At 59.1% G+C, this 25,496-nt stretch carries 25 protein-coding genes and 1 riboswitch; of the genes, 11 read left to right on the forward strand and 14 right to left on the reverse strand.

The genetic code is table 11. The features are described 5' to 3' along the window. Nucleotides 1-3: 3 nt before the first annotated feature. Nucleotides 4-507 carry a fimbrial protein gene (locus IM271_RS05425; protein WP_047368144.1) on the forward strand — a complete coding sequence of 168 codons (504 nt, stop codon included), beginning with the start codon at nucleotides 4-6 and terminating at the stop codon, nucleotides 505-507. On the opposite strand, the gene dinG is transcribed toward IM271_RS05425, so the two are convergent. Both dinG and rhlE read right to left on the reverse strand, forming a co-directional pair. Then, nucleotides 494-2,671, reverse strand: a complete 2,178-nt coding sequence (dinG, locus tag IM271_RS05430) for an ATP-dependent DNA helicase DinG (RefSeq protein ID WP_193052284.1) — start codon at nucleotides 2,669-2,671, stop codon at nucleotides 494-496. The two genes, IM271_RS05425 and dinG, sit on opposite strands and share 14 nt — an antisense overlap. A 97-nt stretch (nucleotides 2,672-2,768) precedes the next feature. Then, complete coding sequence (gene rhlE, locus IM271_RS05435; protein WP_028012434.1) at nucleotides 2,769-4,151, reverse strand: ATP-dependent RNA helicase RhlE; 1,383 nt, start codon at nucleotides 4,149-4,151, stop codon at nucleotides 2,769-2,771. 205 nt (nucleotides 4,152-4,356) lie between these two features. Between rhlE and cecR the strand changes: the two genes are divergently transcribed. The 5 genes from cecR to IM271_RS05460 are packed head-to-tail and all read left to right on the forward strand — an operon-like array spanning nucleotide 4,357 to nucleotide 9,997. Beyond that, nucleotides 4,357-5,031, forward strand: coding sequence for a transcriptional regulator CecR (cecR, locus tag IM271_RS05440; protein ID WP_045630915.1), 675 nt, complete (start codon nucleotides 4,357-4,359; stop codon nucleotides 5,029-5,031). Next, complete coding sequence (gene hlyD / locus IM271_RS05445; protein ID WP_193052300.1) at nucleotides 5,031-6,026, forward strand: secretion protein HlyD; 996 nt, start codon at nucleotides 5,031-5,033, stop codon at nucleotides 6,024-6,026. Before cecR ends, hlyD begins: the two co-directional genes overlap by 1 nt. Continuing rightward, on the forward strand, nucleotides 6,019-7,758 hold the full coding sequence (locus tag IM271_RS05450) for an ATP-binding cassette domain-containing protein (RefSeq protein WP_193052285.1): 1,740 nt from the start codon (nucleotides 6,019-6,021) through the stop codon (nucleotides 7,756-7,758). The genes hlyD and IM271_RS05450 overlap by 8 nt, the downstream gene beginning before the upstream one ends. Further along, nucleotides 7,748-8,881, forward strand: a complete 1,134-nt coding sequence (locus tag IM271_RS05455) for an ABC transporter permease (protein WP_193052286.1) — start codon at nucleotides 7,748-7,750, stop codon at nucleotides 8,879-8,881. Before IM271_RS05450 ends, IM271_RS05455 begins: the two co-directional genes overlap by 11 nt. A 9-nt stretch (nucleotides 8,882-8,890) precedes the next feature. Further along, entirely contained in the window at nucleotides 8,891-9,997 is a 1,107-nt protein-coding gene (locus tag IM271_RS05460) for an ABC transporter permease (RefSeq protein ID WP_041910726.1), read from the forward strand. Here IM271_RS05460 and IM271_RS05465 read toward each other — a convergent pair. After that, complete coding sequence (locus IM271_RS05465; RefSeq protein ID WP_028012428.1) at nucleotides 9,959-10,369, reverse strand: YbhQ family protein; 411 nt, start codon at nucleotides 10,367-10,369, stop codon at nucleotides 9,959-9,961. The genes IM271_RS05460 and IM271_RS05465 overlap by 39 nt on opposite strands. A gap of 133 nt (nucleotides 10,370-10,502) precedes the next feature. Between IM271_RS05465 and IM271_RS05470 the strand changes: the two genes are divergently transcribed. Genes IM271_RS05470 through IM271_RS05480 form a run of 3 tightly spaced genes read left to right on the forward strand, consistent with a single transcriptional unit; the run spans nucleotide 10,503 to nucleotide 13,461 of the window. Then, on the forward strand, nucleotides 10,503-11,264 hold the full coding sequence (locus tag IM271_RS05470; RefSeq protein WP_041910727.1) for an endonuclease/exonuclease/phosphatase family protein: 762 nt from the start codon (nucleotides 10,503-10,505) through the stop codon (nucleotides 11,262-11,264). After that, nucleotides 11,261-12,499: a cardiolipin synthase ClsB gene (gene clsB, locus IM271_RS05475; protein ID WP_193052287.1), complete on the forward strand. Its 1,239-nt coding sequence runs from the start codon at nucleotides 11,261-11,263 to the stop codon at nucleotides 12,497-12,499. Before IM271_RS05470 ends, clsB begins: the two co-directional genes overlap by 4 nt. Then, nucleotides 12,499-13,461 (forward strand): YbhN family protein, encoded by a 963-nt coding sequence (locus IM271_RS05480; RefSeq protein ID WP_048959982.1) that lies wholly within the window; start codon nucleotides 12,499-12,501, stop codon nucleotides 13,459-13,461. Before clsB ends, IM271_RS05480 begins: the two co-directional genes overlap by 1 nt. Nucleotides 13,462-13,566: 105 nt before the next feature. On the opposite strand, the gene IM271_RS05485 is transcribed toward IM271_RS05480, so the two are convergent. The 6 genes from IM271_RS05485 to moaA all read right to left on the reverse strand — a co-directional run bounded on the left by IM271_RS05485 (nucleotide 13,567) and on the right by moaA (nucleotide 17,048). Next, nucleotides 13,567-14,274: a Bax inhibitor-1/YccA family protein gene (locus tag IM271_RS05485; RefSeq protein WP_010428846.1), complete on the reverse strand. Its 708-nt coding sequence runs from the start codon at nucleotides 14,272-14,274 to the stop codon at nucleotides 13,567-13,569. Nucleotides 14,275-14,340: 66 nt separating this feature from the next. Further along, a complete protein-coding gene (gene moaE, locus IM271_RS05490; RefSeq protein WP_048999201.1) occupies nucleotides 14,341-14,793 on the reverse strand; it encodes a molybdopterin synthase catalytic subunit MoaE in 453 nt (150 codons plus the stop codon). Between the two features lies 1 nt (nucleotide 14,794). Next, on the reverse strand, nucleotides 14,795-15,040 hold the full coding sequence (moaD, locus tag IM271_RS05495) for a molybdopterin synthase sulfur carrier subunit (RefSeq protein ID WP_045259953.1): 246 nt from the start codon (nucleotides 15,038-15,040) through the stop codon (nucleotides 14,795-14,797). Next, nucleotides 15,033-15,518 (reverse strand): cyclic pyranopterin monophosphate synthase MoaC, encoded by a 486-nt coding sequence (moaC, locus tag IM271_RS05500; protein ID WP_008501142.1) that lies wholly within the window; start codon nucleotides 15,516-15,518, stop codon nucleotides 15,033-15,035. Before moaC ends, moaD begins: the two co-directional genes overlap by 8 nt. Before the next feature lie 3 nt (nucleotides 15,519-15,521). After that, nucleotides 15,522-16,034 carry a molybdenum cofactor biosynthesis protein B gene (moaB, locus tag IM271_RS05505; protein WP_028012422.1) on the reverse strand — a complete coding sequence of 171 codons (513 nt, stop codon included), beginning with the start codon at nucleotides 16,032-16,034 and terminating at the stop codon, nucleotides 15,522-15,524. A 24-nt stretch (nucleotides 16,035-16,058) separates the two neighbouring features. After that, nucleotides 16,059-17,048 carry a GTP 3',8-cyclase MoaA gene (moaA, locus tag IM271_RS05510; protein ID WP_193052288.1) on the reverse strand — a complete coding sequence of 330 codons (990 nt, stop codon included), beginning with the start codon at nucleotides 17,046-17,048 and terminating at the stop codon, nucleotides 16,059-16,061. Next, nucleotides 17,036-17,169: riboswitch (molybdenum cofactor riboswitch) on the reverse strand. Its footprint overlaps the gene before it by 13 nt. Nucleotides 17,170-17,394: 225 nt before the next feature. On the opposite strand from moaA, the gene yvcK reads away from it, so the two are divergent. Then, nucleotides 17,395-18,303, forward strand: a complete 909-nt coding sequence (gene yvcK / locus IM271_RS05515; RefSeq protein WP_193052289.1) for a uridine diphosphate-N-acetylglucosamine-binding protein YvcK — start codon at nucleotides 17,395-17,397, stop codon at nucleotides 18,301-18,303. 74 nt (nucleotides 18,304-18,377) lie between these two features. Here the strand turns inward: yvcK and uvrB are convergent, their stop codons facing one another. Next, nucleotides 18,378-20,393 carry an excinuclease ABC subunit UvrB gene (uvrB, locus tag IM271_RS05520; RefSeq protein ID WP_028012419.1) on the reverse strand — a complete coding sequence of 672 codons (2,016 nt, stop codon included), beginning with the start codon at nucleotides 20,391-20,393 and terminating at the stop codon, nucleotides 18,378-18,380. A gap of 749 nt (nucleotides 20,394-21,142) precedes the next feature. On the opposite strand from uvrB, the gene IM271_RS05525 reads away from it, so the two are divergent. After that, on the forward strand, nucleotides 21,143-21,865 hold the full coding sequence (locus tag IM271_RS05525; protein WP_193052290.1) for an ABC transporter ATP-binding protein: 723 nt from the start codon (nucleotides 21,143-21,145) through the stop codon (nucleotides 21,863-21,865). Here the strand turns inward: IM271_RS05525 and bioD are convergent. From bioD to bioB, 4 genes are read right to left on the reverse strand one after another with little or no spacing between them, the layout of a single operon-like run. Next, entirely contained in the window at nucleotides 21,828-22,529 is a 702-nt protein-coding gene (gene bioD / locus IM271_RS05530; RefSeq protein WP_047367763.1) for a dethiobiotin synthase, read from the reverse strand. The two genes, IM271_RS05525 and bioD, sit on opposite strands and share 38 nt — an antisense overlap. Beyond that, nucleotides 22,522-23,277, reverse strand: a complete 756-nt coding sequence (bioC, locus tag IM271_RS05535; RefSeq protein ID WP_045259949.1) for a malonyl-ACP O-methyltransferase BioC — start codon at nucleotides 23,275-23,277, stop codon at nucleotides 22,522-22,524. The genes bioD and bioC overlap by 8 nt, the downstream gene beginning before the upstream one ends. After that, nucleotides 23,261-24,418, reverse strand: coding sequence for an 8-amino-7-oxononanoate synthase (bioF, locus tag IM271_RS05540; protein ID WP_193052291.1), 1,158 nt, complete (start codon nucleotides 24,416-24,418; stop codon nucleotides 23,261-23,263). The genes bioC and bioF overlap by 17 nt, the downstream gene beginning before the upstream one ends. Next, nucleotides 24,415-25,455, reverse strand: coding sequence for a biotin synthase BioB (gene bioB / locus IM271_RS05545; protein WP_028012414.1), 1,041 nt, complete (start codon nucleotides 25,453-25,455; stop codon nucleotides 24,415-24,417). Before bioB ends, bioF begins: the two co-directional genes overlap by 4 nt. Between the last annotated feature and the right edge of the window lie 41 nt (nucleotides 25,456-25,496).

The following is a 25,496-nucleotide window of genomic DNA, read 5'->3' on the forward strand; positions in this document are numbered from 1 at the left end:
ATCATGAAAAAAACAGCTTTGATGCTGGCGCTGGGCCTGATAGCCCAGGCCCACGCCGATGATATTCAGATCCAGATGACGGGGAATATTTACGCCAACACCTGCGTCATTGACAGCGCCAGCCGCAACCTGACTGTAGATTTAGGCCAGGCAGTATCAGGTAATTTTAAAGATGTAGGGGATACCGGCGAATGGAAAGATTTTTCGCTCTCGGTATCGCACTGTCCCGCCACGCTGGCGCTTGCCACGGCCTATTTCTACGGCCAGGCAGACAGCGTGCACCCGACCAAATTCGCCAACACCGGCAGCGCGAAGGGGCTGGCGCTGGAGCTGGCCGACCGACAGGACAAGATCCTGATCGCCCCGCAGGCGGCGTTTAACGTGCCGATTAACCCGGCTGACCACACGGCCACGTTTCCGCTCTCCGCCCGCTATTACGCCACGTCTATGCCCGTCTCCGCAGGCACGTTCAGCAGCGTGATTCAGGTGACCTTTACTTACCAGTAGGACCGCGCCCCTTAGCACGGATGCTTTTCCTGCGCCCGGCGGCCAGTTTTGCCGGGCGTTTTTTTACTTCAGGCACCTCCGGCTGCTCAATCGGGAAGATCGGCAGCGCGTTCAGCAGCCGCTGACCGTAGTTTTTGGTGAGCAAACGCTTGTCGTAAATCACTACCTCACCCCAGCAGCCGTGGCTACGAATAAGACGCCCCACCTGCTGAATCAGGTTAAACGACGCCGCAGGCAGGCTCTGCACCTCAAACGGATAGCGGTTGAGGCTTTTCAGCCACTCGCCCTCGGTGATCACCACCGGGCTGTCGATAGGCGGAAAGGCGATCTTATGGATATGCACCTGCGTCAGGTAATCCCCCTTCAAATCCAGCCCTTCGGCAAAGGACTGTAGCCCCACCAGCACGCTGCGCTCGCCGTTATCAATGCGCTTGCGGTGCGTTTCCACCAGCCGGTAACGGGGCTGGTCGCCCTGCACCAGCAGGAGTAAACGCAGGTCGGTGACGTGCTCCAGGAAGCGCTGCATCGCCCGCCCGCTGGCAAATAGCACCAGCATGCCGGGATATTTTTTACTTTCGACCTGCTCGCGGAAGTAGGCCGCCATCTCCGCAATGTGCTGCTCTTCGTTGTCGATAAGCGGCTCGTATTTCATGCGTGGAATGACCAGCTTGCCCTGCTCGCAGTGGTTGAACGGCGAGTCCAGCGCCACAAAACGATCGCCCGCTTTCTCCTTCAGGCCACTCATCTCCTGCAACCGTGAAAAGCTGTTCAGAGAGCGCAGCGTCGCAGAGGTAACGACCACGTGCGGCACGCTGCGCCAGATCAGCTTTTCCAGCTGATCGGCCACGCGGATGCCCACGCAGTGGAAAAAGAGATGCACCTGCCCGTCGCGCACCTCGCGGGTGGCCCATTTGGTGACCGGCGCGCCCGACGCCTGCGCCATCGAGGCCAGTCGCCAGAGCTTGCTCTGCGCCTCAAACATCCCCAGCGCGCGGTTCATCTGCAGCAGGATGCGGTGCAGCCGCACCACGTCGTGCGAGCCAGTTTTCTCGCTGAGGTCGTTCAGGAACATCTCCGCCAGCCCGCGCAGTTTTTCGAGATGCTTCGCCAGCTGCTGGCAGATCTCCATCACCTCGTCCGGCAACTCGCCCATCGCGAAGCGGTGTTCTGCCTCCTGGGCTGCCGGAAGATAAAGATTGAGGATGTTGTTCAGAGACGAGATAAGGCTGTAAACCTCTTCGCAGTGGTCGCTCAGACGCTCGGGTACCGCCAGCGGCGGCGCGGTTTTCGGGCGAAACTGCTCCATGCAGGTCGCCACCAGTTTGCAGAAGAGATCCAGCTGAAGTCGGAACCACGGAGCGGTGATTTCCGCGCTCATCTCCAGCGCGTCCCGCGCCACGTCAGGCAGGTGGTGGCCTTCGTCGAGCACCAGCAACAGGTTTTTCGGCTCCGGCAGCACTGCTTCGCTCTCCAGCGCCGCCATCACCAGCGCGTGGTTGGCGACAACCACCTCCGCCTCCTGGATCTCGCGCCGGGCGACGAAGAACGGGCATTCCCGGTAGTAGTGACAGTTGCGGTTCAGGCAGCTTGCTTTATCGGTACTGAGCCTGCGCCACAGGTCGTCGCTAATCGCCAGGCTAGTGTGATCCCGCAGGCCGTCCCACTTATAGCCGTCGAGCTCGGCTTTCAGCTTTGCGCACTGCTCCTGCTCGGCTTTGTTGTTTGGCGTCAGCTCGTCATCCAGAAAGGCGAGCAGATCCTGCTGCGAGGGCTCGCTGCTGGCCAGCGCCGCCAGGTTACGCGGACAGACGTAGCGCCCGCGCCCAAAGGCGGCGGTGAAGCGGAGATCGGGGATGATTTTGCGCAGCAGGGGCAAATCTTTGCTGAAGATCTGGTCCTGCAAGGCCACGTTCGCAGTGCTGACCACCAGCGTTTTGTCCTCTTCCCGCGCAATAGCGATGCCGGGAATGAGATACGACAGGGTTTTCCCGACGCCGGTCGGGGCTTCAATCGCCAGATGTCGCCCGTCGTCCCCGGCGAGCGTTTTTGCCACGTCGGCAATCATCTGCCGCTGCGGCGCTCGGGGGATAAAATCGGGGATCTGCTGCTGAAGCGCCTTATACCAGGCGCCTATTTGCGCTTTCAGCGCCGCGGTTAAAGCCATTGGAAAACCTGAAATACTGTATAAACAGCCACTATTGTGGCACTTTCTCTTCGCCGTCGCAAAAAGAAAAGCCCGGCTTTACGACCGGGCTTCCAGATTACTGCGGGTTAGCAGGCTTGCGCGGGCGGCGTCGGCGCTGCCCCTCGCCTGCCGGTTTCCCTTCGCCGCTGCGCCACGGGCTTTCACCGGCCGGCTTGCCGTCGTTATTACGACGCGGCGGTTTGCCGGATGACTTCGGCGCGCCACCTTCAGCACGACGCGGCTGCTGGCCGCGACCACCGCCGCCCTGACCGCGACCACCACCCTGACGACCGTTCTGAATCGGCTCCGCTTTGATGGACGGGTCCACTTCATAGCCCGGGGTTTCGATGCGCGGGATCTCTTTCTTCAGCAGGCGTTCGATGTCGCGCAGCAGCTTATGCTCGTCCACGCAGACCAGAGAGAGCGCCTCACCTGTTGCTGCCGCACGGCCGGTACGACCGATACGGTGAACGTAATCTTCCGGCACGTTTGGCAGCTCGTAGTTCACCACGTGCGGCAGCTCTTCAATATCGAGGCCACGGGCAGCGATGTCGGTCGCCACCAGCACGCGGATGTCGCCGGACTTGAAGTCCGCCAGCGCGCGGGTACGCGCGCCCTGGCTCTTGTTACCGTGGATCGCCGCGCTGCGGATGCCGTCTTTATTCAGCTGTTCCGCCAGGTGGTTGGCACCGTGCTTGGTGCGGGTAAAGACCAGCACCTGCTGCCAGTTGCCCTGACCGATCATCTGGGAGAGCAGCTCCCGCTTGCGCTTTTTATCCACAAAGTGAACGTGCTGCGTCACCTGCTCGGAAGCGGTGTTGCGGCGCGCCACTTCCACTTCAAGCGGGTTATGCAGCAGCTTTTCCGCCAGCGCCTTGATCTCATCGGAGAAGGTCGCGGAAAAGAGCAGGTTCTGGCGACGCGGCGGCAGCTTCGCCAGCACGCGACGAATATCATGAATGAAGCCCATATCGAGCATGCGGTCGGCTTCGTCCAGCACCAGAATTTCAATGCTGTCGAGCTTCACCGCGTTCTGGTGTTCCAGATCCAGCAGACGGCCCGGCGTTGCCACCAGCACGTCCACGCCGCCGCGCAGCTTCATCATCTGCGGGTTAATGCTCACGCCACCGAAAACCACCAGCGAGCGAATGTTGAGATAGCGGCTGTACTCACGCACGTTCTCGCCAATCTGGGCTGCCAGCTCGCGGGTTGGGGTGAGGATCAGCGCGCGCACCGGACGACGGCCTTTGGCGTGCGGCTGGTTTTTTACCAGCAGCTCTAACAGCGGCAGGGTAAAGCCCGCGGTTTTACCGGTGCCGGTCTGGGCGCTGGCCATCAGGTCACGGCCCTGAAGCACGGCCGGAATAGCCTGCTGCTGGATAGGGGTTGGCTCAACGTAGCCCTGCTCTGCGATCGCGCGCAGAATTTCCGGGTTCAGGCCAAGGGAATCAAAAGACATAAAAACTCCGAACCGCCCCGACCATCACAGGTGTAGTTTTCAGGGAGATATCACGAATAGAAGGACAAAAACCACAATGTCGCGAAGGTGCGGAGTGTAGCAGCTTTTGTGACGTGGCGCATAAAATATCCCTGTCGTATCCCTCGACGATTTAGCGATTCAGGTATAATTTTAATCAATCGATTGATTAATTTTTAATGCCGACATGAATACGACACCGACGACAACCAAAGGTGAACAGGCCAAAAGCCAGCTTATCGCCGCCGCGCTGGCGCAGTTTGGCGAGTATGGCCTGCATGCCACCACGCGGGATATCGCCGCCCAGGCCGGGCAAAACATTGCGGCCATTACCTACTATTTTGGCTCAAAAGAGGATTTATACCTCGCCTGCGCCCAGTGGATTGCCGATTTTATCGGCAACAATTTTCGCCCACACGTTGAGGAGGCCTGCGCGCTGCTGAGCCAGCCGACGCCGGATCGTACCGCTATCAGGCAACTTATTCTCAATGCCTGCCACAATATGATCCGCCTGCTGACGCACGACGATACGCTCAACCTGAGCAAATTTATCTCCCGCGAGCAGCTCTCCCCCACTGCCGCTTATCAGCTGGTACACGATCAGGTGATTGCCCCAATGCACACCCATCTGACCCGGCTGATTGCCGCCTACACCGGGCGGGACGCCAGCGATACCGACACCATTTTGCATACCCACGCTCTGCTGGGCGAAATTCTCGCCTTCCGTCTGGGGCGTGAAACCATCCTGTTACGCACAGGCTGGGCACAATTCGATGAGGATAAAGCCGCGCAGATTAGCCAGGTCATCACCTGTCATCTCGATCTGATCCTGCAAGGCTTAACGCAAAGGAGCCTGAAGTGATGAAAAAACCTGTCGCCATCGTTCTGGTGGTTGTTGTTTTGCTTGCCGCGGGAATCGGTGGCTGGCTGTGGTATCAGAGCCAGCAGGATCGGGGCCTGACGCTGTACGGTAACGTGGATATTCGCACGGTGAATTTGAGCTTCCGCGTCGGCGGACGTCTCGCCTCGCTGAGCGTTGACGAAGGCGATGCCATCAAAGCCGGGCAGACGCTCGGCGTGCTGGATAAAGCCCCCTTTGAGAACGCGCTGATGCAGGCAAAAGCCGGCGTCTCCGTCGCCCAGGCGCAGTATGACCTGATGCTGGCAGGCTATCGCGATGAGGAGATTGCCCAGGCCGCTGCCGCCGTTAAGCAGGCCAAAGCCGCCTACGACTACGCGCAGAACTTCTATAACCGCCAGCAGGGACTGTGGAAAAGCCGCACCATTTCCGCCAACGATCTGGAAAACGCGCGGTCATCCCGCGACCAGGCGCAGGCGACGCTGAAATCCGCGCAGGATAAATTAAGCCAGTACCGCTCCGGTAACCGCGAGCAGGACATCGCCCAGGCGAAGGCCAGCCTCGAGCAGGCGCAGGCGCAGCTGGCTCAGGCGGAGCTGGATCTGCACGACACTATCTTAACCGCCCCGTCTGACGGCACGCTGATGACCCGCGCGGTAGAGCCGGGCAGCATGCTCAGCGCGGGCAGCACCGTCTTGACGCTGTCCTTAACCCGTCCGGTATGGGTGCGGGCCTACATTGATGAGCCGAATCTCGGCCAGATGCAGCCGGGCCGCGAGCTGCTGCTCTATACCGACGGTCGCCCGGACAAGCCGTATCACGGCAAAGTGGGCTTTGTCTCCCCTACCGCCGAATTCACCCCGAAAACGGTAGAAACGCCGGATCTGCGTACCGACCTCGTGTACCGCCTGCGCATCATCGTCACCGACGCGGACGACGCGCTGCGTCAGGGCATGCCTGTTACCGTGACCTTAAACGACGGGGAACGACATGAATGATGCGGTTATCCAGCTCAATAATCTGGTCAAACGCTTCCCCGGAATGGATAAACCGGCGGTCGCGCCGCTGAACTGCACCATTCAGAAAGGCTACGTGACCGGACTGGTGGGCCCGGACGGCGCGGGCAAAACCACGCTGATGCGGATGCTGGCGGGGCTGCTGAAGCCGGATGAAGGCTCGGCCAGCGTGCTTGGCCTTGACCCGATAAAAGACGACGGCGCGCTCCACGCCATGCTCGGTTATATGCCGCAGAAGTTTGGCCTGTACGAAGATCTGACGGTGATGGAGAACCTCAATCTGTACGCCGACCTGCGCAGCGTCACCGGTGAAACCCGGCAGAAAACCTTCGCCCGACTGCTCGAATTTACCTCCCTCGGCCCGTTCACCGACCGGCTGGCGGGCAAGCTTTCCGGCGGGATGAAGCAGAAGCTGGGGCTGGCCTGTACGCTGGTGGGCGAACCAAAAGTGCTGTTGCTCGATGAGCCCGGCGTCGGCGTAGACCCGATCTCCCGCCGCGAGCTGTGGCAGATGGTGCACGAGCTGGCGGGCGACGGGATGCTGATCCTCTGGAGCACCTCCTACCTCGACGAGGCCGAGCAGTGCCGTGACGTGCTGCTGATGAACGAGGGCGAACTGCTCTATCAGGGCGAACCGACCGAGCTGACGCACACCATGGCCGGGCGCAGTTTTCTTCTGCACAGCCCGCAGGAGTCCAACCGCAGGCTGCTGCAGCGGGTGCTGAAGCTGCCGCAGGTGAGCGACGGGATGATTCAGGGCCGCTCGGTGCGCGTGATCCTCAAAAAAGAGGCCACCGTCGACGATATTCGCCGTGCGCCGGGCATGCCTGAGATTGAAATGGACGAGACCGCCCCGCGCTTTGAAGATGCGTTTATCGACCTGCTGGGCGGTGCAGGCACGTCGGAATCGCCCCTTGGCTCGATCCTGCACACGGTGGAAGGCACGCCGGGCGAAACGGTGATCGAAGCAAAATCGCTCACCAAAAAATTCGGGGACTTCGCCGCCACCGACAACGTCAACTTTGCGGTGAAGCGCGGCGAGATATTTGGCCTGCTCGGGCCGAACGGCGCGGGAAAATCCACCACCTTTAAGATGATGTGCGGCCTGCTGGTCCCGACGTCCGGCAAGGCGCTGGTGCTGGACATGGATCTCAAGGTCAGCTCCGGCAAAGCGCGCCAGCATCTCGGCTATATGGCGCAGAAATTCTCGCTGTACGGCAACCTGACGGTCGAGCAGAATCTGCGCTTTTTCTCCGGCGTGTACGGCCTGCGCGGGCGGGCGCAGAATGAAAAAATCCGCCGTATGAGCGACGCCTTCGGGTTAACGAATATTGCGTCCCACGCCACCGACGAGCTGCCGCTCGGCTTTAAGCAGCGGCTGGCGCTGGCCTGCTCGCTGATGCACGAGCCGGATATCCTGTTTCTTGATGAACCCACCTCAGGCGTCGATCCCCTCACCCGCCGCGAGTTCTGGCTGCACATCAACAGCATGGTGGAAAAAGGCGTGACCGTGATGGTCACCACCCACTTTATGGATGAGGCGGAATACTGCGACCGCATCGGGCTGGTCTATCGCGGCAAGCTGATTGCCCACGGCACGCCGGACGACCTGAAAGCGCAGGCCGCCGACGACGCACAGCCAGACCCGACCATGGAGCAGGCGTTTATCACCCTCATCCACGACTGGGATAAGGAGAATGCTCATGCGCAGTAACGCCCTTTCCTGGCGCCGGGTGCGCGCCCTGTGCATCAAAGAGACGCGGCAGATCGTGCGTGACCCCAGCAGCTGGCTGATTGCGGTGGTGATCCCCCTGCTGCTGCTGTTTATCTTTGGCTACGGCATTAACCTCGACTCCAGCAAACTGCGGGTCGGTATTTTGCTGGAGCAGCAGAGCGAAGAGGCGCTGGACTTCACCCATGCCATGACCGGCTCACCCTACATTGACGCCACCGTCAGCGACAACCGGCAGGAACTGATCCAGAAAATGCAGGCCGGGAAAATTCGCGGCATGATCGTCATCCCGGTGGATTTCGCCGCCACCATGGCGCGCCCGGGTGCCGATGCGCCGATTCAGGTGATTACCGACGGCAGCGAGCCGAACACTGCCAACTTCGTGCAGGGCTATGCGGAGGGGATCTGGCAGCTCTGGCAGATGCAGCGCGCCGAAGATCGGGGCGAGACGTTTGAACCGCTCATCGATGTGCAGACGCGCTACTGGTTTAACCCCGCCGCCATCAGCCAGCACTTTATTATTCCGGGGGCGGTGACCATCATTATGACGGTGATTGGCGCGATCCTCACCTCGCTGGTCATCGCCCGCGAGTGGGAGCGCGGCACTATGGAGGCGCTGCTCTCCACCGAGGTGACGCGGGTTGAGCTGCTGCTGTGCAAGCTCATCCCCTACTACTTCCTCGGCATGCTGGCGATGCTGCTCTGCATGCTGGTCGCGGTCTTTATTCTTGGCGTGCCTTACCGCGGCTCGCTGGTGGTACTGTTCTTTATCACCAGCCTGTTTTTACTGAGCACGCTGGGGATGGGGCTGCTCATCTCCACCATCACCCGCAACCAGTTTAACGCCGCCCAGGTAGCGCTCAACGCCGCCTTCCTGCCATCGATTATGCTCTCCGGTTTTATCTTCCAGATAGACAGCATGCCGGCGGTGATCCGCGCTGTGACCTACATCATTCCGGCGCGCTACTTCGTGAGCACGCTGCAGAGCCTGTTTCTGGCGGGGAATATCCCGGTGGTGCTGATTATCAATACCGTGTTTTTGCTGGCGTCGGCAGTGATGTTTATCGGGTTGACGTGGCTGAAAACCAAACGGCGACTGGATTAAGGAGCGCACATGTTTCACCGCTTATGGACATTGATCCGCAAAGAGCTGCAGTCCCTGTTGCGCGAGCCGCAAACCCGCGCCATTCTGGTGCTGCCGGTGCTGCTTCAGGTTTTATTGTTCCCGTTTGCCGCCACCCTTGAGGTAACTAACGCCACCATTGCCATTTATAATGAAGACAACGGCAAACACGCCGTCGAGCTGACGCAGCGTTTTGCCCGGGCGAAGGCCTTTACCCACATCCTGCTGCTTAAAAGCCCGCAGGAGATCCAGCCCACTATCGACACGCAAAAAGCGCTGCTGCTGGTGCGTTTTCCGGCGGATTTCTCCCGCAATCTGGATACCTTCCAGACCGCGCCAATGCAGCTGATCCTCGACGGGCGCAACTCCAACAGCGCCCAGATAGCGGCCAACTACCTGCAGCAGATAGTGAAGGAGTATCAGCAGGAGCTGATGGAGGGCAAACCGAAGCCCAATAACAGCGAGCTGGTGGTGCGCAACTGGTACAACCCGAATCTGGACTACAAGTGGTTTGTGGTGCCGTCGCTGATCGCCATGATCACCACCATCGGGGTGATGATCGTGACCTCCCTGTCCGTGGCTCGCGAGCGCGAACAGGGCACGCTGGATCAGCTGCTGGTTTCCCCGCTCGCCACCTGGCAGATTTTCGTCGGCAAAGCGGTACCAGCGCTGATCGTCGCCACCTTCCAGGCCACCATCGTGCTGGGAGTGGGAATTTGGGCCTACGAGATCCCGTTCGCCGGATCGCTGGCGCTGTTTTACTTCACGATGGTGATTTACGGGCTGTCGCTGGTGGGGTTTGGGCTGCTGATTTCAGCGCTCTGCTCCACGCAGCAGCAGGCGTTTATCGGGGTATTCGTCTTTATGATGCCGGCGATTCTGCTCTCCGGGTACGTGTCGCCCGTCGAGAACATGCCGGTGTGGCTGCAGGATTTGACGTGGATAAACCCGATTCGACATTTTACGGATATCACCAAGCAGATCTATCTGAAGGATGCGAGTCTGGACATTGTGTGGGGAAGTTTGTGGCCGCTACTGGTCATAGCGGCCACGACGGGGTCAGTGGCCTATGCGATGTTTAGACGCAACATTGCGTAGCTTTTTCTCTTTAGTGAGCAGCGACACTACCGCTGGCCCTGCAAGGATTGCCAGACCCGCGAGGGCCAGCAGCAGGTTGTTTTGCAGCACGCGTGACAGCAGCCACAGCACGATCATCGCGGCACCAAAGTACCAGGTGGTGGTGAGCTCTTCGAGCACATCACCCACCTCGCGCCAGCGCGCGTCATGGTGGCGCTGTAAGAACAGCATCGACAGTACGGTGACGCCATAGAGGACGCATAACCCTAAGCCAACACGCACCAGCGTGCCGCTCATCAAGCCCATCACCAGTACGGCCACGACCAGTAAATGCAACATTATCTGCCAGCAACTCAAACCCGTTGCGACACGAACACGTTGTTGCCACTTCATGGCTTCTCTCCTGAAGGATTTTTCTCTGCTTAATCAGACTACCGCACTTTACGGAAAATTCCGTAACGCCGCATCTTTTTGTGACGCCGACTACACTTTATTTTCATCGGGATAGTCACCCAGGAAGGTGTTTATGAGCAAAAAAACGCAGCATTTCTCGCTTAAGGTGCTGACGATAAACATTCATAAGGGCTTCACAGCATTTAACCGCCGCTTCATTTTACCGGAGCTGCGCGACGCGGTACGCACCGTCAGCGCGGACATTGTCTGCCTGCAGGAGGTGATGGGCGCGCACGAGGTACACCCCATGCATTTTGAAAACTGGCCCGATACGCCGCACTATGAATTCCTGGCCGACACCATGTGGAGCGATTACGCTTACGGCCGCAACGCGGTCTATCCGGAAGGCCATCACGGTAATGCGGTGCTGTCGCGTTTTCCTATAGAACATTATGAGAACCGGGACGTTTCCGTCGGGGAGAGCGAAAAGCGCGGGCTGCTTTACTGCCGCATCACGCCGCCAGAACTTGACGTTCCGGTTCACGTGGGCTGCGTTCACCTCGGACTGCGTGAAGCCCACCGCCAGGCGCAGCTGCAGATGCTGGCGGACTGGACCAATGCGCTGCCGGAAGGCGAACCCGTGGTGGTCGCCGGGGATTTTAACGACTGGCGGCAGCGCGCCAACCATCCGCTGAAGGTCAAAGCGGGACTGGAGGAAATTTTCACCAGGGCACATGGTCGTCCCGCACGGACGTTTCCGGTGCGCTTCCCCCTGCTGCGCCTGGACCGCATCTACGTGAAAAATGCGCATGCCAGCAGCCCGACGGCGCTGGCGTTACTGAACTGGCGACATCTTTCCGACCATGCCCCGCTGAGCGCGGAGATCCACTTATGAAATGCACCTGGCAGGAAGGTAACCGTATTACGCTGCTGGAAAACGGCGATAACTTCTATCCGGCGGTTTTTGAGGCGATTAGCCACGCACAGCAGAAAGTCTACCTTGAAACGTTTATCTGGTTTGAAGACGACGTTGGCAGGCAGCTGCACAGCGTACTGCTGCATGCCGCCCGGCGCGGGATAAAAATCGAGGTGCTGCTCGATGGATATGGCTCGCCGGATCTTAGCGATGAATTTGTTAACGAGCTCACCGCCGCCGGCGTGGTGTTCCGCTACTACGATCCCGCTCCGCGTCTGTTCGGCATGCGCACCAACCTGTTCCGCCGCATGCACCGCAAAATCGTCGTAGTGGACGAAACGGTGGCGTTCGTGGGCGGCATTAACTACTCCGCCGAGCATATGTCGGATTACGGCCCGGAGGCCAAGCAGGACTACGCGATCCGCATTGAGGGACCGGTGGTTCAGGACATCCAGCTGTTCGTGCTGGAAAACTTGCCCGGTAAAGAGGCCGCTCGCCGCTGGTGGCGACGCCGTCATCGCCCGGAAGAGAACCGCAAGCCCGGCGAAGCGCAGGCGCTGTTTGTCTGGCGGGACAACGAGGAGCATCGGGACGATATTGAACGTCATTACCTGAAGATGCTGGCCAATGCGAAGCGCGAAGTGATTATCGCCAACGCCTATTTCTTCCCCGGCTACCGTATTCTGCACGCCATGCGCAACGCGGCCCGACGCGGCGTGAGCGTTAAACTGATTGTGCAGGGCGAGCCGGATATGCCGATTGTGAAGGTGGGCGCGCGCCTGCTCTACCGCTACCTGGTGAAAAGCGGCGTGCAGATATATGAATACCGCCGCCGCCCGCTGCACGGCAAAGTGGCCGTCATGGATGACCACTGGGCAACCGTCGGCTCCAGTAACCTCGATCCGCTGAGCCTGTCGCTTAACCTGGAAGCGAACCTGATCATCCACGACCGTCAGTTTAACCAGACCCTGCGGGATAACCTTCAGGGACTTATCCATAAGGACTGCGTACGGGTGGATGAGTCCATGGTGCCGAAACGGAGCTGGTGGAACGTTGGCATCGGCGTGGTGGTGTTCCACTTCCTGCGCCACTTCCCGGCGATGGTCGGCTGGCTGCCGGCGCATACGCCAAAGCTGGCGCAGGTTGACCCGCCGGTACAGCCTGAAATGGAAACCCAGGACCGCGTTGAAGCGGAAGATGGAGGCAAACCCTGATGTCAAAATCTCATCCTCGCTGGCGGCTGGCGAAAAAAATCCTCACCTGGGTATTTTTTATTGCGGTCGCGGTACTGCTGGTGGTCTACGCGCAGAAAGTGGACTGGGAAGAGGTGTGGAAGGTTATCCGCAACTATAACCGGCTGGTGTTGCTCGGTGCCGTAGGGCTGGTTATCGTCAGCTACCTGATGTACGGCTGCTATGATCTGCTCGGTCGTGCCTACTGCGGCCACAAGCTGGCTAAACGTCAGGTGATGCTGGTGTCGTTTATCTGCTACGCCTTCAACCTGACGCTGAGCACCTGGGTGGGCGGCATCGGCATGCGCTATCGCCTGTACTCGCGTCTCGGATTGCCGGGTGGCACCATCACCCGCATTTTCTCGCTGAGTATCACCACCAACTGGCTGGGGTACATTCTGCTGGGCGGGGTGATTTTCACCATCGGCGTGGTGCAGCTGCCCGCGCACTGGTATATCGACGAGGCCACGCTGCGCATTCTCGGCATCGTGCTGCTGCTGATCATCGCCGTGTATCTGTGGGCCTGCGCCTTTGCCAGACGTCGCCATATGACCATTAAAGGGCAGAAACTGGTACTGCCGTCGTGGAAGTTCGCGGTGCTGCAGATGGCGGTATCCAGCGCCAACTGGATGGCGATGGGGGCGATCATCTGGCTGTTGATTGGCGAGGACGTGAACTACTTCTTCGTGCTGGGCGTGCTGCTGGTGAGCAGTATCGCCGGGGTTATCGTGCATATTCCGGCGGGAATTGGTGTGCTGGAGGCGGTGTTTATCGCGCTGCTGGCCGGAGAACATGTTTCACAGGGGACGATTATTGCCGCCCTGCTCGCCTACCGCATGCTCTATTACTTCCTGCCGCTGGCGCTGGCAACGGTCTGTTATCTGGTGCTGGAGAGCCGGGCGAAAAAGTTACGGGCGAAAAATGAGAAGGCAATGGCGAAATAAAAGCAAAACGGCAACTTTGTTGCCGTTTTAAGCGTTTGTTCCCTCTCCCGTGGGAGAGGGTCAGGGTGAGGGCACCAGACCGCACCGCCACCCGGCAAAACAACCTCAGCGACGGTTGCCGAAAATCCGCAGCAGCATCAGGAACAGGTTGATGAAGTCCAGATACAGCGTCAGCGCGCCCAGAATCGAGTATTTGCGCAGGTTTGAACTGTCGCGCACGTCGATCTGCTCGCCGATGTTTTTCAGCTTCTGAGTGTCATAGGCCGTCAGCCCGACAAAGACTACTACACCGATATAGGTCACGGCCCACATCAGCGCGTCGCTCTTCAGCCACAGGTTCACCAGCGATGCCAGCACAATCCCGATCAGCCCCATAAACAGCATATTACCTAAGCCGCTCAGGTCACGTTTGGTGGTGTAACCGTAAAGGCTCATCACGCCGAACATCCCGCCGGTCACCACGAAGGTGCTGGCGATGGAGGAGTAGGTGTAGACGATGAAAATGCTGGAGAGCGTCAGCCCGGTCAGCGCCGAATAGAGCATAAACAGCGTGGTCGCCATTCCGGCACTGAGTTTCTGCACCAGGCCGGAAAGCACAAACACCAGCGCCAGCTGTGCGATAATCAGCCCAAAGAAGGTGATTTTGCTGGAGAAGATAAACATCATCAGCTCAGGCGTGTTCGCCGCATACCACGCGATAAACGCGGTAAGCAGCAGGCCGACCGTCATCCAGCCGTACACCTGCGCCATATACGTCTGCAGCCCGCTACGGGTCTGCTGTACTATTGAATCGGAACGCGGAAATCGGTCCATGATTCACTCCTGATTAAGGTTAAGAAGACACACACACATTAAGAGTAACACATCCACGTAAACCGACTACCAACGACTGGCGGCCTGTTTATCGCTGTCGCGAGATTCCACCCAGCGGTCGCCTTCCGGCGTGGCTTCGCGCTTCCAGAACGGCGCTTTGGTTTTGAGGTAATCCATAATGAACTCCCCTGCCGCAAAGGCGCTACCGCGGTGCGCGCTGGTCACGCCGACAAAGACAATCTCTTCGCCGGGCCACATCTCGCCGATGCGGTGGATCACCGTGACCCGCCCGAGCGGCCAGCGGCCTCGCGCTTCATCCACAATTGCCGCCAGCGATTTCTCCGTCATGCCCGGATAGTGCTCCAGCGTCAGCGCTTTTACGCTGTCGCCGAGATTGTGGTTACGCACTTTACCGGTGAACGTAACGACCGCGCCGTCTTCATCGCGCTCCGCCAGCCAGTCATATTCTGTACCGACGTTAAAGCGCTCGGGACCGACCAGAATTCGGGTTTCAACCATCTTAGCCCCCTGTGACCGGCGGGAAGAAGGCCACTTCATCCCCTTCAGTCAGCGGGTGGGTGAACTCCACCAGCGTCTGGTTAACGGCCGCCAGCAGCTTGCCTTCGTCGAGCGCCAGCGCCCAGCGGTCGCTTTGTGCCGCCAGGTGCGCGCGCAGGGCGGCGACATTTTCAAAAGAGGCGTCCAACGTCAGGCTGTCGGTATTGACCAGCTCGCGCACCTGGGCGAAAAAGAGCACCTTAATCATGGCTGTCCACCTTAAAATCACCGGATTTGCCGCCGCTTTTTGCCAGCAGACGAACCGGGCCAATCACCATATCTTTCTGCACCGCTTTGCACATGTCGTAGATGGTCAGCGCGGCGACGGAGGCCGCCGTCAGGGCTTCCATCTCCACGCCGGTTTTGCCGGTTAAGCGGCAGAGGGACTCAATACGCACGCGGTTGTGCTCCGGCTGCGCCTGCAGGTTCACCTCCACCTTGCTCAGCATCAGCGGATGGCAGAGCGGGATGAGGTCCCAGGTCCGTTTTGCAGCCTGAATACCGGCGATGCGGGCGGTGGCAAAGACGTCACCCTTATGGTGACTGCCGTCGATAATCATCGCCAGCGTCTCCGGCAGCATGGTGACGAATGCCTCAGCACGCGCCTCGCGCACCGTTTCGGCCTTGGCGGAGACATCCACCATATGCGCTTCGCCAGCGGCGTTAATGTGGGTCAGTTGTGACATAGTTTACTTCTTCAAATGGGGATGAAAATTACACGGACGGGTACGGGCATCCAGCTGCGGGGCAATAATATTTTCCCACGCGGTGCGGCAGGCTTTGGTCGAGCCCGGCATGGCGAAAATCAGCGTGTTGTTTGCCACGCCGGCCACCGCGCGCGACTGCAGCGTGGAGGTGCCAATCTCTTCAAAGGAGAGCATGCGGAACACTTCGCCGAAGCCTTCCACCTCGCGGTCAAACAGCGGGATTAGCGCCTCGGGGGCCTGATCGCCCGCGGTAAAGCCGGTGCCGCCGGTGATCAGCACCACCTGCACCTCAGCACTGGCGATCCACTGAGAGACCTGCGCGCGAATGGCGTAGCGGTTCTCTTTCACAATCGCTTTATCGACGATGGTATGCCCCGCGTCATGGGCCGCCTCACGCAGCCAGTGGCCGGAGGTATCATCTTCTTCTCCACGGCGGTCGGAAACGGTAAGAATAGCAATGCGTGTCGGGATAAATTCTGCGCTGACCTGACTCATCTTCTGGTTCCTTCTAAAGACTGATTACCCGCCGATGTAGGACAGGTTCTGAGTAATGCCGGTATTGCCCTGATGCAGGAAATGGGTCTGCTTTTTGTGAGTCAGCGCCTCGGAAATGCGTGCTTGAAGTGCACCCTGTTGGGCATCGTCTTCCAGCAGATCGCGAAGATCCACGCCGCCGTCGCCAAACAGGCAGAGATGAAGCTTGCCCACCGACGATACGCGCAGGCGGTTACAGCTGGCGCAGAAGTCTTTTTCATAGGGCATGATAAGCCCAATTTCGCCTTCGTAATCCGGGTGACAAAAGACCTGTGCCGGGCCGTCGCTGCGCTGGCGGATCTGGTGGATCCAGCCGCGTTTCAGCAGCTCGTCGCGCAACACCATGCCGGAAATATGGTGACGGCGGAACAGCTCGCTGCCCTCGCCCGTTTCCATCAGCTCGATAAAACGCAGTTGAATGGGACGGGATTTAATCCACGCCAGGAAGGTGTCCAACTGATGGTGGTTTACGTCGCGCATCAGCACCGTGTTGACTTTGACTTTTTCGAACCCGGCGGTAAACGCCGCATCGATGCCGTCCATCACCTGGCGGAACTTGTCCTGACCGGTAATGGCGTGAAACTGCCGGGCATCAAGGCTGTCCACGCTGACGTTGATCGCGTTTAGGCCAGCGTCGCGCCAGTTGGCCACGTCACGCGCCATGCGGTAACCGTTGGTGGTCACCGCGATCTGGCGGATGCGTTCGTTTTCGCGTACGGCGGCAATGATGTCGGGGAAATCGCGGCGCAGGGAGGGTTCGCCACCGGTCAGACGGACTTTTTCAGTACCGAGCTCAGAGAACGCACGCGTGACGCGGCGCACTTCATCTACGGAGAGAAAGCCATTATTGGTGACGCTGCCCGGCTTGTAGCCATCGGGCAGGCAGTAGGTGCAACGGAAGTTGCACACATCGGTAATCGACAGACGCAAGTAGTAAAACTTACGCGCGAAAGCATCAGTAAGTTGTGAAGCCATGTACACCTTTCCAAATCGGGAGGCACAGTCATTTCTTTCTGTACCCTGGTGGCAAATCCGCCACGGCCAGGGCGCCATATCATTCGACACAGGCGCCAGGGCTAGAGTGTATGTTTTCAGTTTTGAAAACGTGGTTATGGCGATAGTAGCGTGGAAATCGACACTCCGCCATTGTCGCTTTTCGCTATATAATTATGTATATAGCGATTCAGTCCTGCATTTTCGCTACAGAATACCTAAAAACCGCATTTTCGCATTGATATACGTCATTTTGCATTGGGTGAGGCATCGTCTTTTGGGGGTAGTTAGGTTACTGTTACGCGATCGAACGTGATAAGGAATACGTATGCGCAATCGCACTTTTGCGGATCTTGACCGAGTGGTCGCTCTTGGCGGAGGCCACGGCCTGGGCCGCGTCATGTCCTCTTTGTCGTCACTGGGCTCACGGCTGACAGGGATAGTGACAACCACCGACAACGGCGGCTCAACCGGGCGGATCAGGCGGGCTGAAGGCGGCATTGCCTGGGGAGATATGCGCAACTGCCTGAACCAGTTAATTACCGAGCCGAGCGTCGCGTCGGCGATGTTTGAGTACCGTTTTGGCGGCAATGGCGAACTTTCCGGGCATAACCTCGGAAATCTGATGTTAAAGGCGCTGGATCACCTGAGCGTACGGCCTCTGGAAGCCATCAACTTAATCCGTAATCTGCTCAAGGTGGACGCATTCCTGATCCCCATGTCTGAACAACCGGTTGACTTGATGGCAATCGATGCCGAAGGGCATGAAGTTTACGGCGAGGTGAACATTGACCAGCTCCTCCTGCCGCCAACGGAGTTGATGACCTATCCGAGCGTACCCGCCACGCGGGAAGCGGTGGAGGCCATTGGTGAAGCGGATCTTATCCTGATCGGTCCAGGCAGTTTTTATACCAGCCTGATGCCCATTCTGCTGGTAAAAGAGCTGGCGCAGGCGCTGCGTCGCACCCCTGCCCCGATGGTCTATATCGGTAACCTGGGCCGTGAGCTGAGCCCGGCAGCGGCGATCCTGTCGCTGGCGGACAAGCTGGACCTGATGGAGCAGTACGTCGGTAAGAAAATTATCGACGGTGTCGTGGTTGGGCCAAAAGTGGATGTGACAGGGATTGGCGATCGCGTGGTGGTGCAGGAGCCGCTGGAAGCCAGCGATATTAAATATCGTCACGACCGCCACCTGCTGCGCGAGGCGCTGGAGAAAGCGATTCAGGCGTTGGGTTAGGTTCGCTTTGTGCGGCGTGATGCCCTCACCCCAGCCCTCTCCCACGGGGAGAGGGGGAATACACGCCGCTTTACCTATGATGCCGCGATAAACAGATCCCGCAGCTGATGCAGCTGGTCGCGGATCTGCGCCGCCTCTTCGAACTCCAGGTTCTGGGCGTGCTGCATCATCTGCCCTTCCAGCTCGTGGATTTTCTGCTGCAGCGCCTTCGGCGTCAGTACGACGGTATCTTCTTCCACCACTGAACGTGCCTTGCCGCGGCCTTTCGCTTTGGTCTTCGCAATGTTCTGACCCAGCGCCAGAATATCCACCACCTTCTTGTTCAGCCCCTGCGGTGTAATGCCGTGTTCTTCGTTGTAGCGCTGCTGCTTCTCGCGTCGGCGTTCCGTTTCGCCAATCGCTTTCGCCATCGACGGGGTGATTTTGTCGCCGTACAGAATCGCTTTCCCGTTGACGTTACGCGCGGCGCGGCCAATGGTCTGGATCAGGGAGCGTTCAGAGCGCAGGAAGCCCTCTTTATCGGCGTCCAGAATCGCCACCAGCGAGACTTCCGGCATATCCAGACCTTCTCGCAACAGGTTGATCCCCACCAGCACGTCAAACTCGCCCAGACGCAGATCGCGGATAATCTCCATGCGCTCCACGGTGTCGATATCCGAGTGCAGATAGCGCACCTTCTCACCGTGTTCTTCAAGATACTCGGTCAGGTCTTCCGCCATGCGCTTGGTGAGCGTCGTCACCAGCACGCGCTCGTTGATGGCGGAACGGGCGCGGATCTCAGAGAGCAGATCGTCCACCTGGGTCGCCACCGGGCGCACTTCGATAATCGGGTCCAGCAGCCCGGTCGGACGGACCACCTGATCGATCACCTCATCGCCGGATTTTTCCAGCTCGTAGTTGCCCGGCGTGGCCGACACGTAGATGGTCTGCGGCGCCAGCGCCTCAAACTCTTCAAACTTCATCGGACGGTTATCCAGCGCTGACGGCAGGCGGAAGCCGTACTCCACCAGCGTCTCTTTACGCGCGCGGTCGCCGCGGTACATCCCGCCGATCTGCGGGATCGTGACGTGGGATTCGTCGATCACCAGCAGACCGTCGGCCGGAAGGTAGTCAAACAGCGTCGGCGGTGGCTCGCCCGGCCCGCGCCCGGAGAGGAAGCGCGAGTAGTTTTCGATACCCGAGCAGTAGCCCAGCTCGTTCATCATCTCCAGATCGAACTGGGTGCGCTGGCTCAGGCGCTGCTCTTCCAGCAGCTTATTGTTAGCCAGAAGCACCTTACGGCGCTCTGCAAGCTCCTCTTTGATCTCTTCCATCGCCTGCACGATACGCTCGCGTGGCGTCACGTAGTGCGTTTTAGGGTAGATGGTAAAACGCTGTATCACCGACTCAACGTGGCCGGTCAGCGGGTCGAACAGTGACAAACGCTCGACCTCTTCGTCAAACAGCTCGACGCGCAGCGCCATATCGTCCGATTCCGCCGGGAAGATGTCGATCACCTCACCGCGCACGCGGAACGTCCCGCGCTGGAAGGCCTGGTCATTACGGGTGTACTGCAGCTCGGCCAGACGGCGCAAAATTGCGCGCTGATCGATGATCATCCCCTGCGTCAGGTGCAGCATCATCTTCAGATAGAGATCCGGATCGCCCAGGCCGTAAATCGCCGAAACAGACGCGACCACAACCACATCGCGTCGCTCAAGCAGCGCCTTGGTCGCAGACAGTCGCATCTGTTCGATGTGTTCGTTCACCGAAGCATCTTTCTCGATGAAGGTATCAGAGCTCGGCACATAGGCTTCCGGCTGGTAGTAATCGTAGTAGGAGACAAAATACTCCACCGCGTTTTCCGGGAAGAACTCTTTCATCTCGCCGTAAAGCTGTGCCGCGAGGGTTTTATTGGGTGCAAGCACCATCGTGGGGCGCTGCAGGTCAGCGATCACGTTGGCGACAGTAAACGTTTTGCCCGAGCCGGTTACCCCCAGCAGCGTCTGGTGCGCCAGCCCGTCTTCCAGCCCCTCTTTAAGACGACGGATAGCCTCAGGCTGATCGCCAGAGGGGCGGAAAGCAGAATTCAGTTTGAACGGTTTACTCATGGCGACGACCTGATGACGTTATAAGCGGCAGGTGAGTAATTTTACTCGTTGTTGCCAGGAATGCCAGTAAAAAACACTGGATGAAAAACCAGTAGCGTGTCAGGATATTTAGCGTAGCGGCGGAGTCATTAGCGCGTTAGCGGACAAAATTTAGGCTCTGACGAGATAAAAAACCAGCCAGGTTGGGTTATCCCCAGAACTTTTTCTTTTTTAACATTTGTCAAGCCAGGTAATGATAGTTTTATGGCAACGAGTGACACTTTCATTACGGTAATTGCTTTTATCTAAGCAATTAAATTTTAAACGATATTTTCTAAAGCCGCGTTTCGCGTCAATTTGGGCGAAAGCCGCGTCTTCTCTCGCTTATCGCGTGTTTTCTAACTCTAATGCACATGGTTATCCACAGGAATAGTGGATAACTGCTTCCAGCCCGTGTAGACCGCCGCTCAGCAAATTCCCGGATTTTCCCACGAGGCGGCAACAAAAAATTTTTATAGCTCTTTTTTGACGATAAACAGTTGAGTCATTCATAACCAACAGATGCGATCCTGCTCACATTTCAGCCATTTTTTGTCCTGCACCACAACTCACCATTCCCGGCACCGTCGATGTGCAAGCCACGCGTTTTTACCCTGCTCTCCTGTGGCTTATTCCTAAAAAAGTCGTTTTTTTAATCGATTTCAGGTTTCTGGCAAGCGTTTTGCAGCTTCACGTCAGGCCTATCCCTACGCATTTTTAAGGAGAGAAAGATGTTGAGTCTGCGTGCAGTGAATCAGTTTTACGGAAGCCAACATACGCTATGGAACGTGGATTTGGATTTTCCGCAAGGGATGTGTACAGGCGTCATAGGCCTGCCGGGGATGGGTAAAACCACCCTGATGAACTGTATTACCGGAAACATCCCCGTCGAAAGCGGCACGATTATCTGGCATGAAGCGGGCGCACCGCCGCGTGATTTGCTCAGCCCGGCACCGGAACAACGTTCAGAGCCGGGAATAGGCTATGTGCCGCAGGACAGGCGTATTTTTTCTCAACTGACGATTGAGGAGAATCTGCATATTGCCATGCGGGCGATGGGGAAACCCGACCCGGCGGCGAAAAGCGGCGTATACGATCTGTTCCCGGAACTCTACGCGCGACGTCAGACGCGGGGCAATGCCCTTTCGCCAGAGGATCAGTATCAGCTTGCCCTGGCGAATGCACTGGTCAACCGTCCGCGGATGCTGATTCTGGATGAGCCTACGCATGGGGCAGGACACGGATTTGCCCAGAAGCTGGCGCAGCTGCTGGTGCGCTTAAACCGGGAGTTAGGCATGACGGTGCTGCTGGCGGAGCAGCAGCTGTCGTTTATCCGCCGGGTGGCGGATCGGTTTTGCATGCTTTATCGCGGGCGTAACGTGGCTCAGGGCCACGTTAGCGAGCTGAACGATGAGCTCATTGCCCACTGGATGTCGCGGGAAGCAAGACGCTGAGGTCGAGATAGCGCCCGGTTTCGGCCTGCTCAGCATCGCCAGCAATCCAGGGGATTTCCCCGAGGAACGGTGCCGGGAGCACGCGCTTGAGGGTCGCCAGATACTCCTGATGCCGCCTGCCCGGCGCAACCACGTCGTTGGCTATCCAGCCTGCCAGCGTCAGCCCTGCCTGCTGAACGGCCTGCGCCGTCAGCATGGCGTGATTGATGCAGCCCAGCTTCACGCCGACGACCAGAATGACCGGAAGCCGCTCGGCCTGCACCCAGTCAGCAAAGGTCTGCGTGTCCGAAAGCGGCGTAAACCAGCCTCCCGCGCCTTCCACCAGCACCCAGTCGGCCTGGCTTTCCAGCGTCCGTAACCCGGCAGACAGCACGGCGAAATCAATCGGACGGCCTTCGTCAGCGCTGATAATGTGTGGCGACGTCGGCTCGGCAAAGGTATAGGGATTCACCGCCGAATAGGCAAGCTCAAGGCTACTGTTACGCTGGAGCGCCAGCGCGTCGGTGTTGCGTAACCCTTCCGCCGTCATCTCGCTGCCGGAAGCCACGGGCTTATATCCGGCGGTGTTTTTTCCGAGCAGTCGTGCCGCCTGCAGCAGCGCAGCGCTGGCAACCGTTTTGCCCACTTCCGTATCCGTGCCGGTAACAAAATAACGTTCAGTCACGTTCGATAATCCCATGAAAAAGTTGATAAGAGAGCGGGAAAAGGCCCCGCTGCTGCGGCCAGGCCAGCTCCAGGCGTTGCAGCTGCCCCCGGGTCAGCGGTTTTTTCTCCCGCCCGGCGTGCAGGTGCGTGGCTCCGATGCCCTTCAGAGAGCGCATGGCGCTGAACGCGTCGCTAAAATTAAGCGTGATGGTTTGCACCGTGCTGCGACAGCGCCAGCCTGCCAGCGCCTGCGTCACCTGCTCATACGATAAAAAGCGGTTCGCGTGCGGCTGCTCATCCACCGCTTTCCACGCCTGATTCAGCTCCGGCAGCGAACTTTCCAGCAAGGTGGTAAAGGCTACCTTTCCGCCCGGTCGTGCGACGCGATAAAGCTCGCGTAACGCCTGCGGCAGGCTGCTGCACCACTGCACCGCCAGATGGCTCCAGACCAGATCGAACTGCGCGTCCGCCAGCGGGATCGCCTCGATATCCGCCACTACATAGTGGTGCGCAGCCTGCTGCTGGCGCGCCTCGTCCAGCATAGCGGGCGACAGGTCGATGGCCGTCACCTCGCTCCCCGCCTCGCGCCAGTAGCGGCTGTTGCTGCCGGGACCACAGCCAGCGTCCAGCACCTGCGGGAAGCGGTTCTCGCCAAGCGCGGCCAGAAGCCCCTGCGCGCTCTGGCGCTGGAGTTCATCGTGCTGCGAATAGCTCCGCGCGGCCCGGCCAAACGCCGCCGCAACGGCCTGCTTATTCACCGGCATCATGAAGCGCCTCCAGCAGCGTCTGGATATCCTGCGCCTCATGCGCCGCCGTCAGGGTTAAGCGCAGACGCGCGGTGCCCGGCGGAACGGTTGGCGGACGAATGGCCGTTACCCACATCCCCCGCTCGCGCAGCGCCTGGGCCAGCGCCAGCGCGCGGCCGTTTTCGCCGACAATCACGGGCTGGATGGCGCTCTGCGAATCGGGACTCTGGAAGGGAAGCGCCGCCAGCCCCTGACGGAAGCAGGAGATGTGCTCTGCCAGCTGCTGACGGCGTTCATCCCCTTCTGCGCTGCGGATCACCGCCAGCGACGCCGACAGCGCCACGGCCTGCGCCGGGGGCATGCTGGTGCTGTAGATGAGGTGACGGGCAAACTGCAGCAGATAGTCAGCGACGGATTCGCTGCACAGCACGGCGGCGCCGCTGACGCCAAAGCCTTTGCCAAAGGTGACCACCAGCAGTTCCGGCTTCACGTTTTGTTGATGGGCGCTGCCGCGTCCTTCATCGCCCATCACGCCGGTGCCGTGAGCATCATCGACCAGCAGCCAGGCATTTTGCCGCTTTGCGGCCTCGTGAAGCGCGGCAAGCGGCGCACTGTCGCCGTCCATGCTGAACACCCCTTCCGTGACCGCCAGCTGTTGCCCGTCGCAGGGTTTGTCCAGCAGCGAGGCGAGCTGTGACGCATCGTTATGGGCAAAACGCCGCAGCTGGGCGGGACTTAAGTTTGCCGCTTCCAGCAACGAGGCGTGGCTTAAACGGTCGGCGACAATGCGGTCCTCTTTCCCCATCATGGCCGTGATGACCGCCTGATTGGCGGCATAGCCGGAGATAAACAGCAGCGCACGCGGGTAGCCCAGCCAGTCGGCCAGCTCTTCCTCCAGCGCCTGATGCGCCGTGGTGTATCCGCTGACGTGACCCGAGCCACCGCTGCCCACGCCAAACTGCTCCGCGCTCTGCTGCCAGGCGCGGATAATGGCCGGATGCTGGCTCAGCCCGAGATAGTCGTTGCTGGAGAAATTACAAAACTGCCGTCCCTCGCGGGTCAGAAAACGGCCCGCGCCGTTTTCCACCACTCTGCGAACGCGAAACGCCTCTGCCGCCCGGCGTTCTTCCAGCGCGGCATTAATCCGTGCCTGCCAGGTCATACGGCTGCCGCGTTGTAGAACTGGTCGGTATCGGCGTTGAGAATCTGCTGCTCCAGCTGCTGCTGTTGCTCGTTATCGCCCGTCAGCACCCCGGTCTGGTGCGGGTTCAGCCCCAGCTTGCGGAACAGCTGAACGTCTTTGTCCTCTTCCGGGTTCGGCGTGGTCAGCAGCTTGCAGCCGTAGAAGATGGAGTTGGCGCCGGCCATAAAGCACATCGCCTGAGTCTGCTCGTTCATCTGCTCGCGGCCCGCAGAGAGGCGAACGTAAGACGTTGGCATCATGATGCGCGCCACCGCGATGGTGCGGATAAAATCAAACGCATCCACATCCTCGTTATCCGCCAGCGGCGTGCCCTTGACCTTCACCAGCATGTTGATGGGCACGCTTTCAGGCGGGGTGGGCAGGTTCGCCAGCTGCAGCAGCAGGCCCGCGCGGTCTTTCACCGTTTCACCTAAGCCCACGATGCCGCCGGAGCAGACCTTGATCCCTGCATCACGCACTTTGTCCAGCGTGTCCAGGCGCTCCTGATAGGTGCGCGTGGTGATGATGTTGCCGTAAAATTCCGGGGAGGTGTCCAGGTTGTGGTTGTAGTAGTCCAGCCCCGCGGCCGAGAGGCGCTGCGCCTGCTCCTCGTTCAGCGTTCCGAGGGTCATGCAGGCCTCAAGCCCCATCTCCTTCACGCCTTTCACCATCTGCTCCAGATAGGGCATATCGCGATCGTGCGGGTTCTTCCACGCCGCGCCCATGCAGAAGCGGGTTGAGCCCGCGTTTTTCGCCTTGCGCGCGGAGTCGAGCACCTGCTCCACTTCCATCAGACGCTCGGATTCGAGACCGGTTTTGTAGCGCGCGCTCTGCGGGCAATATTTGCAGTCTTCGGGACAGGCGCCGGTCTTGATCGACAGCAGCGTGCTGACCTGAACATGACGCGGATCGAAGTGCTGACGATGCACCTGTTGCGCTTCGAACATCAGCTCAAGGAAAGGTTTATTGAATAATTCAGTAACTTGCGACATCGTCCAGCGTGCGTGGTGAGCCATTGGGCTTCTCCAAAGGGTTTTGTTAATTTTCGGTTCGGTTT

Source organism: Enterobacter cloacae complex sp. I3 (assembly GCF_014896175.1).
Lineage (GTDB): Bacteria > Pseudomonadota > Gammaproteobacteria > Enterobacterales > Enterobacteriaceae > Enterobacter > Enterobacter bugandensis.

Bases quoted from the DNA above. Each gene is read 5' to 3' on its own strand.
- uvrB (WP_028012419.1), bottom strand. From the start codon at position 20,393: ATGAGTAAACCGTTCAAACTGAATTCTGCTTTCCGCCCCTCTGGCGAT.
- yvcK (WP_193052289.1), top strand. From the start codon at position 17,395: ATGCGCAATCGCACTTTTGCGGATCTTGACCGAGTGGTCGCTCTTGGC.
- IM271_RS05465 (WP_028012428.1), bottom strand. From the start codon at position 10,369: ATGAAGTGGCAACAACGTGTTCGTGTCGCAACGGGTTTGAGTTGCTGG.
- IM271_RS05460 (WP_041910726.1), top strand. From the start codon at position 8,891: ATGTTTCACCGCTTATGGACATTGATCCGCAAAGAGCTGCAGTCCCTG.
- moaA (WP_193052288.1), bottom strand. From the start codon at position 17,048: ATGGCTTCACAACTTACTGATGCTTTCGCGCGTAAGTTTTACTACTTG.
- IM271_RS05450 (WP_193052285.1), top strand. From the start codon at position 6,019: ATGAATGATGCGGTTATCCAGCTCAATAATCTGGTCAAACGCTTCCCC.
- moaC (WP_008501142.1), bottom strand. From the start codon at position 15,518: ATGTCACAACTGACCCACATTAACGCCGCTGGCGAAGCGCATATGGTG.
- IM271_RS05525 (WP_193052290.1), top strand. From the start codon at position 21,143: ATGTTGAGTCTGCGTGCAGTGAATCAGTTTTACGGAAGCCAACATACG.
- IM271_RS05480 (WP_048959982.1), top strand. From the start codon at position 12,499: ATGTCAAAATCTCATCCTCGCTGGCGGCTGGCGAAAAAAATCCTCACC.
- bioC (WP_045259949.1), bottom strand. From the start codon at position 23,277: ATGATGCCGGTGAATAAGCAGGCCGTTGCGGCGGCGTTTGGCCGGGCC.
- IM271_RS05470 (WP_041910727.1), top strand. From the start codon at position 10,503: ATGAGCAAAAAAACGCAGCATTTCTCGCTTAAGGTGCTGACGATAAAC.
- cecR (WP_045630915.1), top strand. From the start codon at position 4,357: ATGAATACGACACCGACGACAACCAAAGGTGAACAGGCCAAAAGCCAG.
- clsB (WP_193052287.1), top strand. From the start codon at position 11,261: ATGAAATGCACCTGGCAGGAAGGTAACCGTATTACGCTGCTGGAAAAC.
- IM271_RS05485 (WP_010428846.1), bottom strand. From the start codon at position 14,274: ATGGACCGATTTCCGCGTTCCGATTCAATAGTACAGCAGACCCGTAGC.
- rhlE (WP_028012434.1), bottom strand. From the start codon at position 4,151: ATGTCTTTTGATTCCCTTGGCCTGAACCCGGAAATTCTGCGCGCGATC.
- moaB (WP_028012422.1), bottom strand. From the start codon at position 16,034: ATGAGTCAGGTCAGCGCAGAATTTATCCCGACACGCATTGCTATTCTT.
- hlyD (WP_193052300.1), top strand. From the start codon at position 5,031: ATGAAAAAACCTGTCGCCATCGTTCTGGTGGTTGTTGTTTTGCTTGCC.
- bioF (WP_193052291.1), bottom strand. From the start codon at position 24,418: ATGACCTGGCAGGCACGGATTAATGCCGCGCTGGAAGAACGCCGGGCG.
- IM271_RS05455 (WP_193052286.1), top strand. From the start codon at position 7,748: ATGCGCAGTAACGCCCTTTCCTGGCGCCGGGTGCGCGCCCTGTGCATC.
- moaD (WP_045259953.1), bottom strand. From the start codon at position 15,040: ATGATTAAGGTGCTCTTTTTCGCCCAGGTGCGCGAGCTGGTCAATACC.
- dinG (WP_193052284.1), bottom strand. From the start codon at position 2,671: ATGGCTTTAACCGCGGCGCTGAAAGCGCAAATAGGCGCCTGGTATAAG.
- moaE (WP_048999201.1), bottom strand. From the start codon at position 14,793: ATGGTTGAAACCCGAATTCTGGTCGGTCCCGAGCGCTTTAACGTCGGT.
- bioB (WP_028012414.1), bottom strand. From the start codon at position 25,455: ATGGCTCACCACGCACGCTGGACGATGTCGCAAGTTACTGAATTATTC.
- IM271_RS05425 (WP_047368144.1), top strand. From the start codon at position 4: ATGAAAAAAACAGCTTTGATGCTGGCGCTGGGCCTGATAGCCCAGGCC.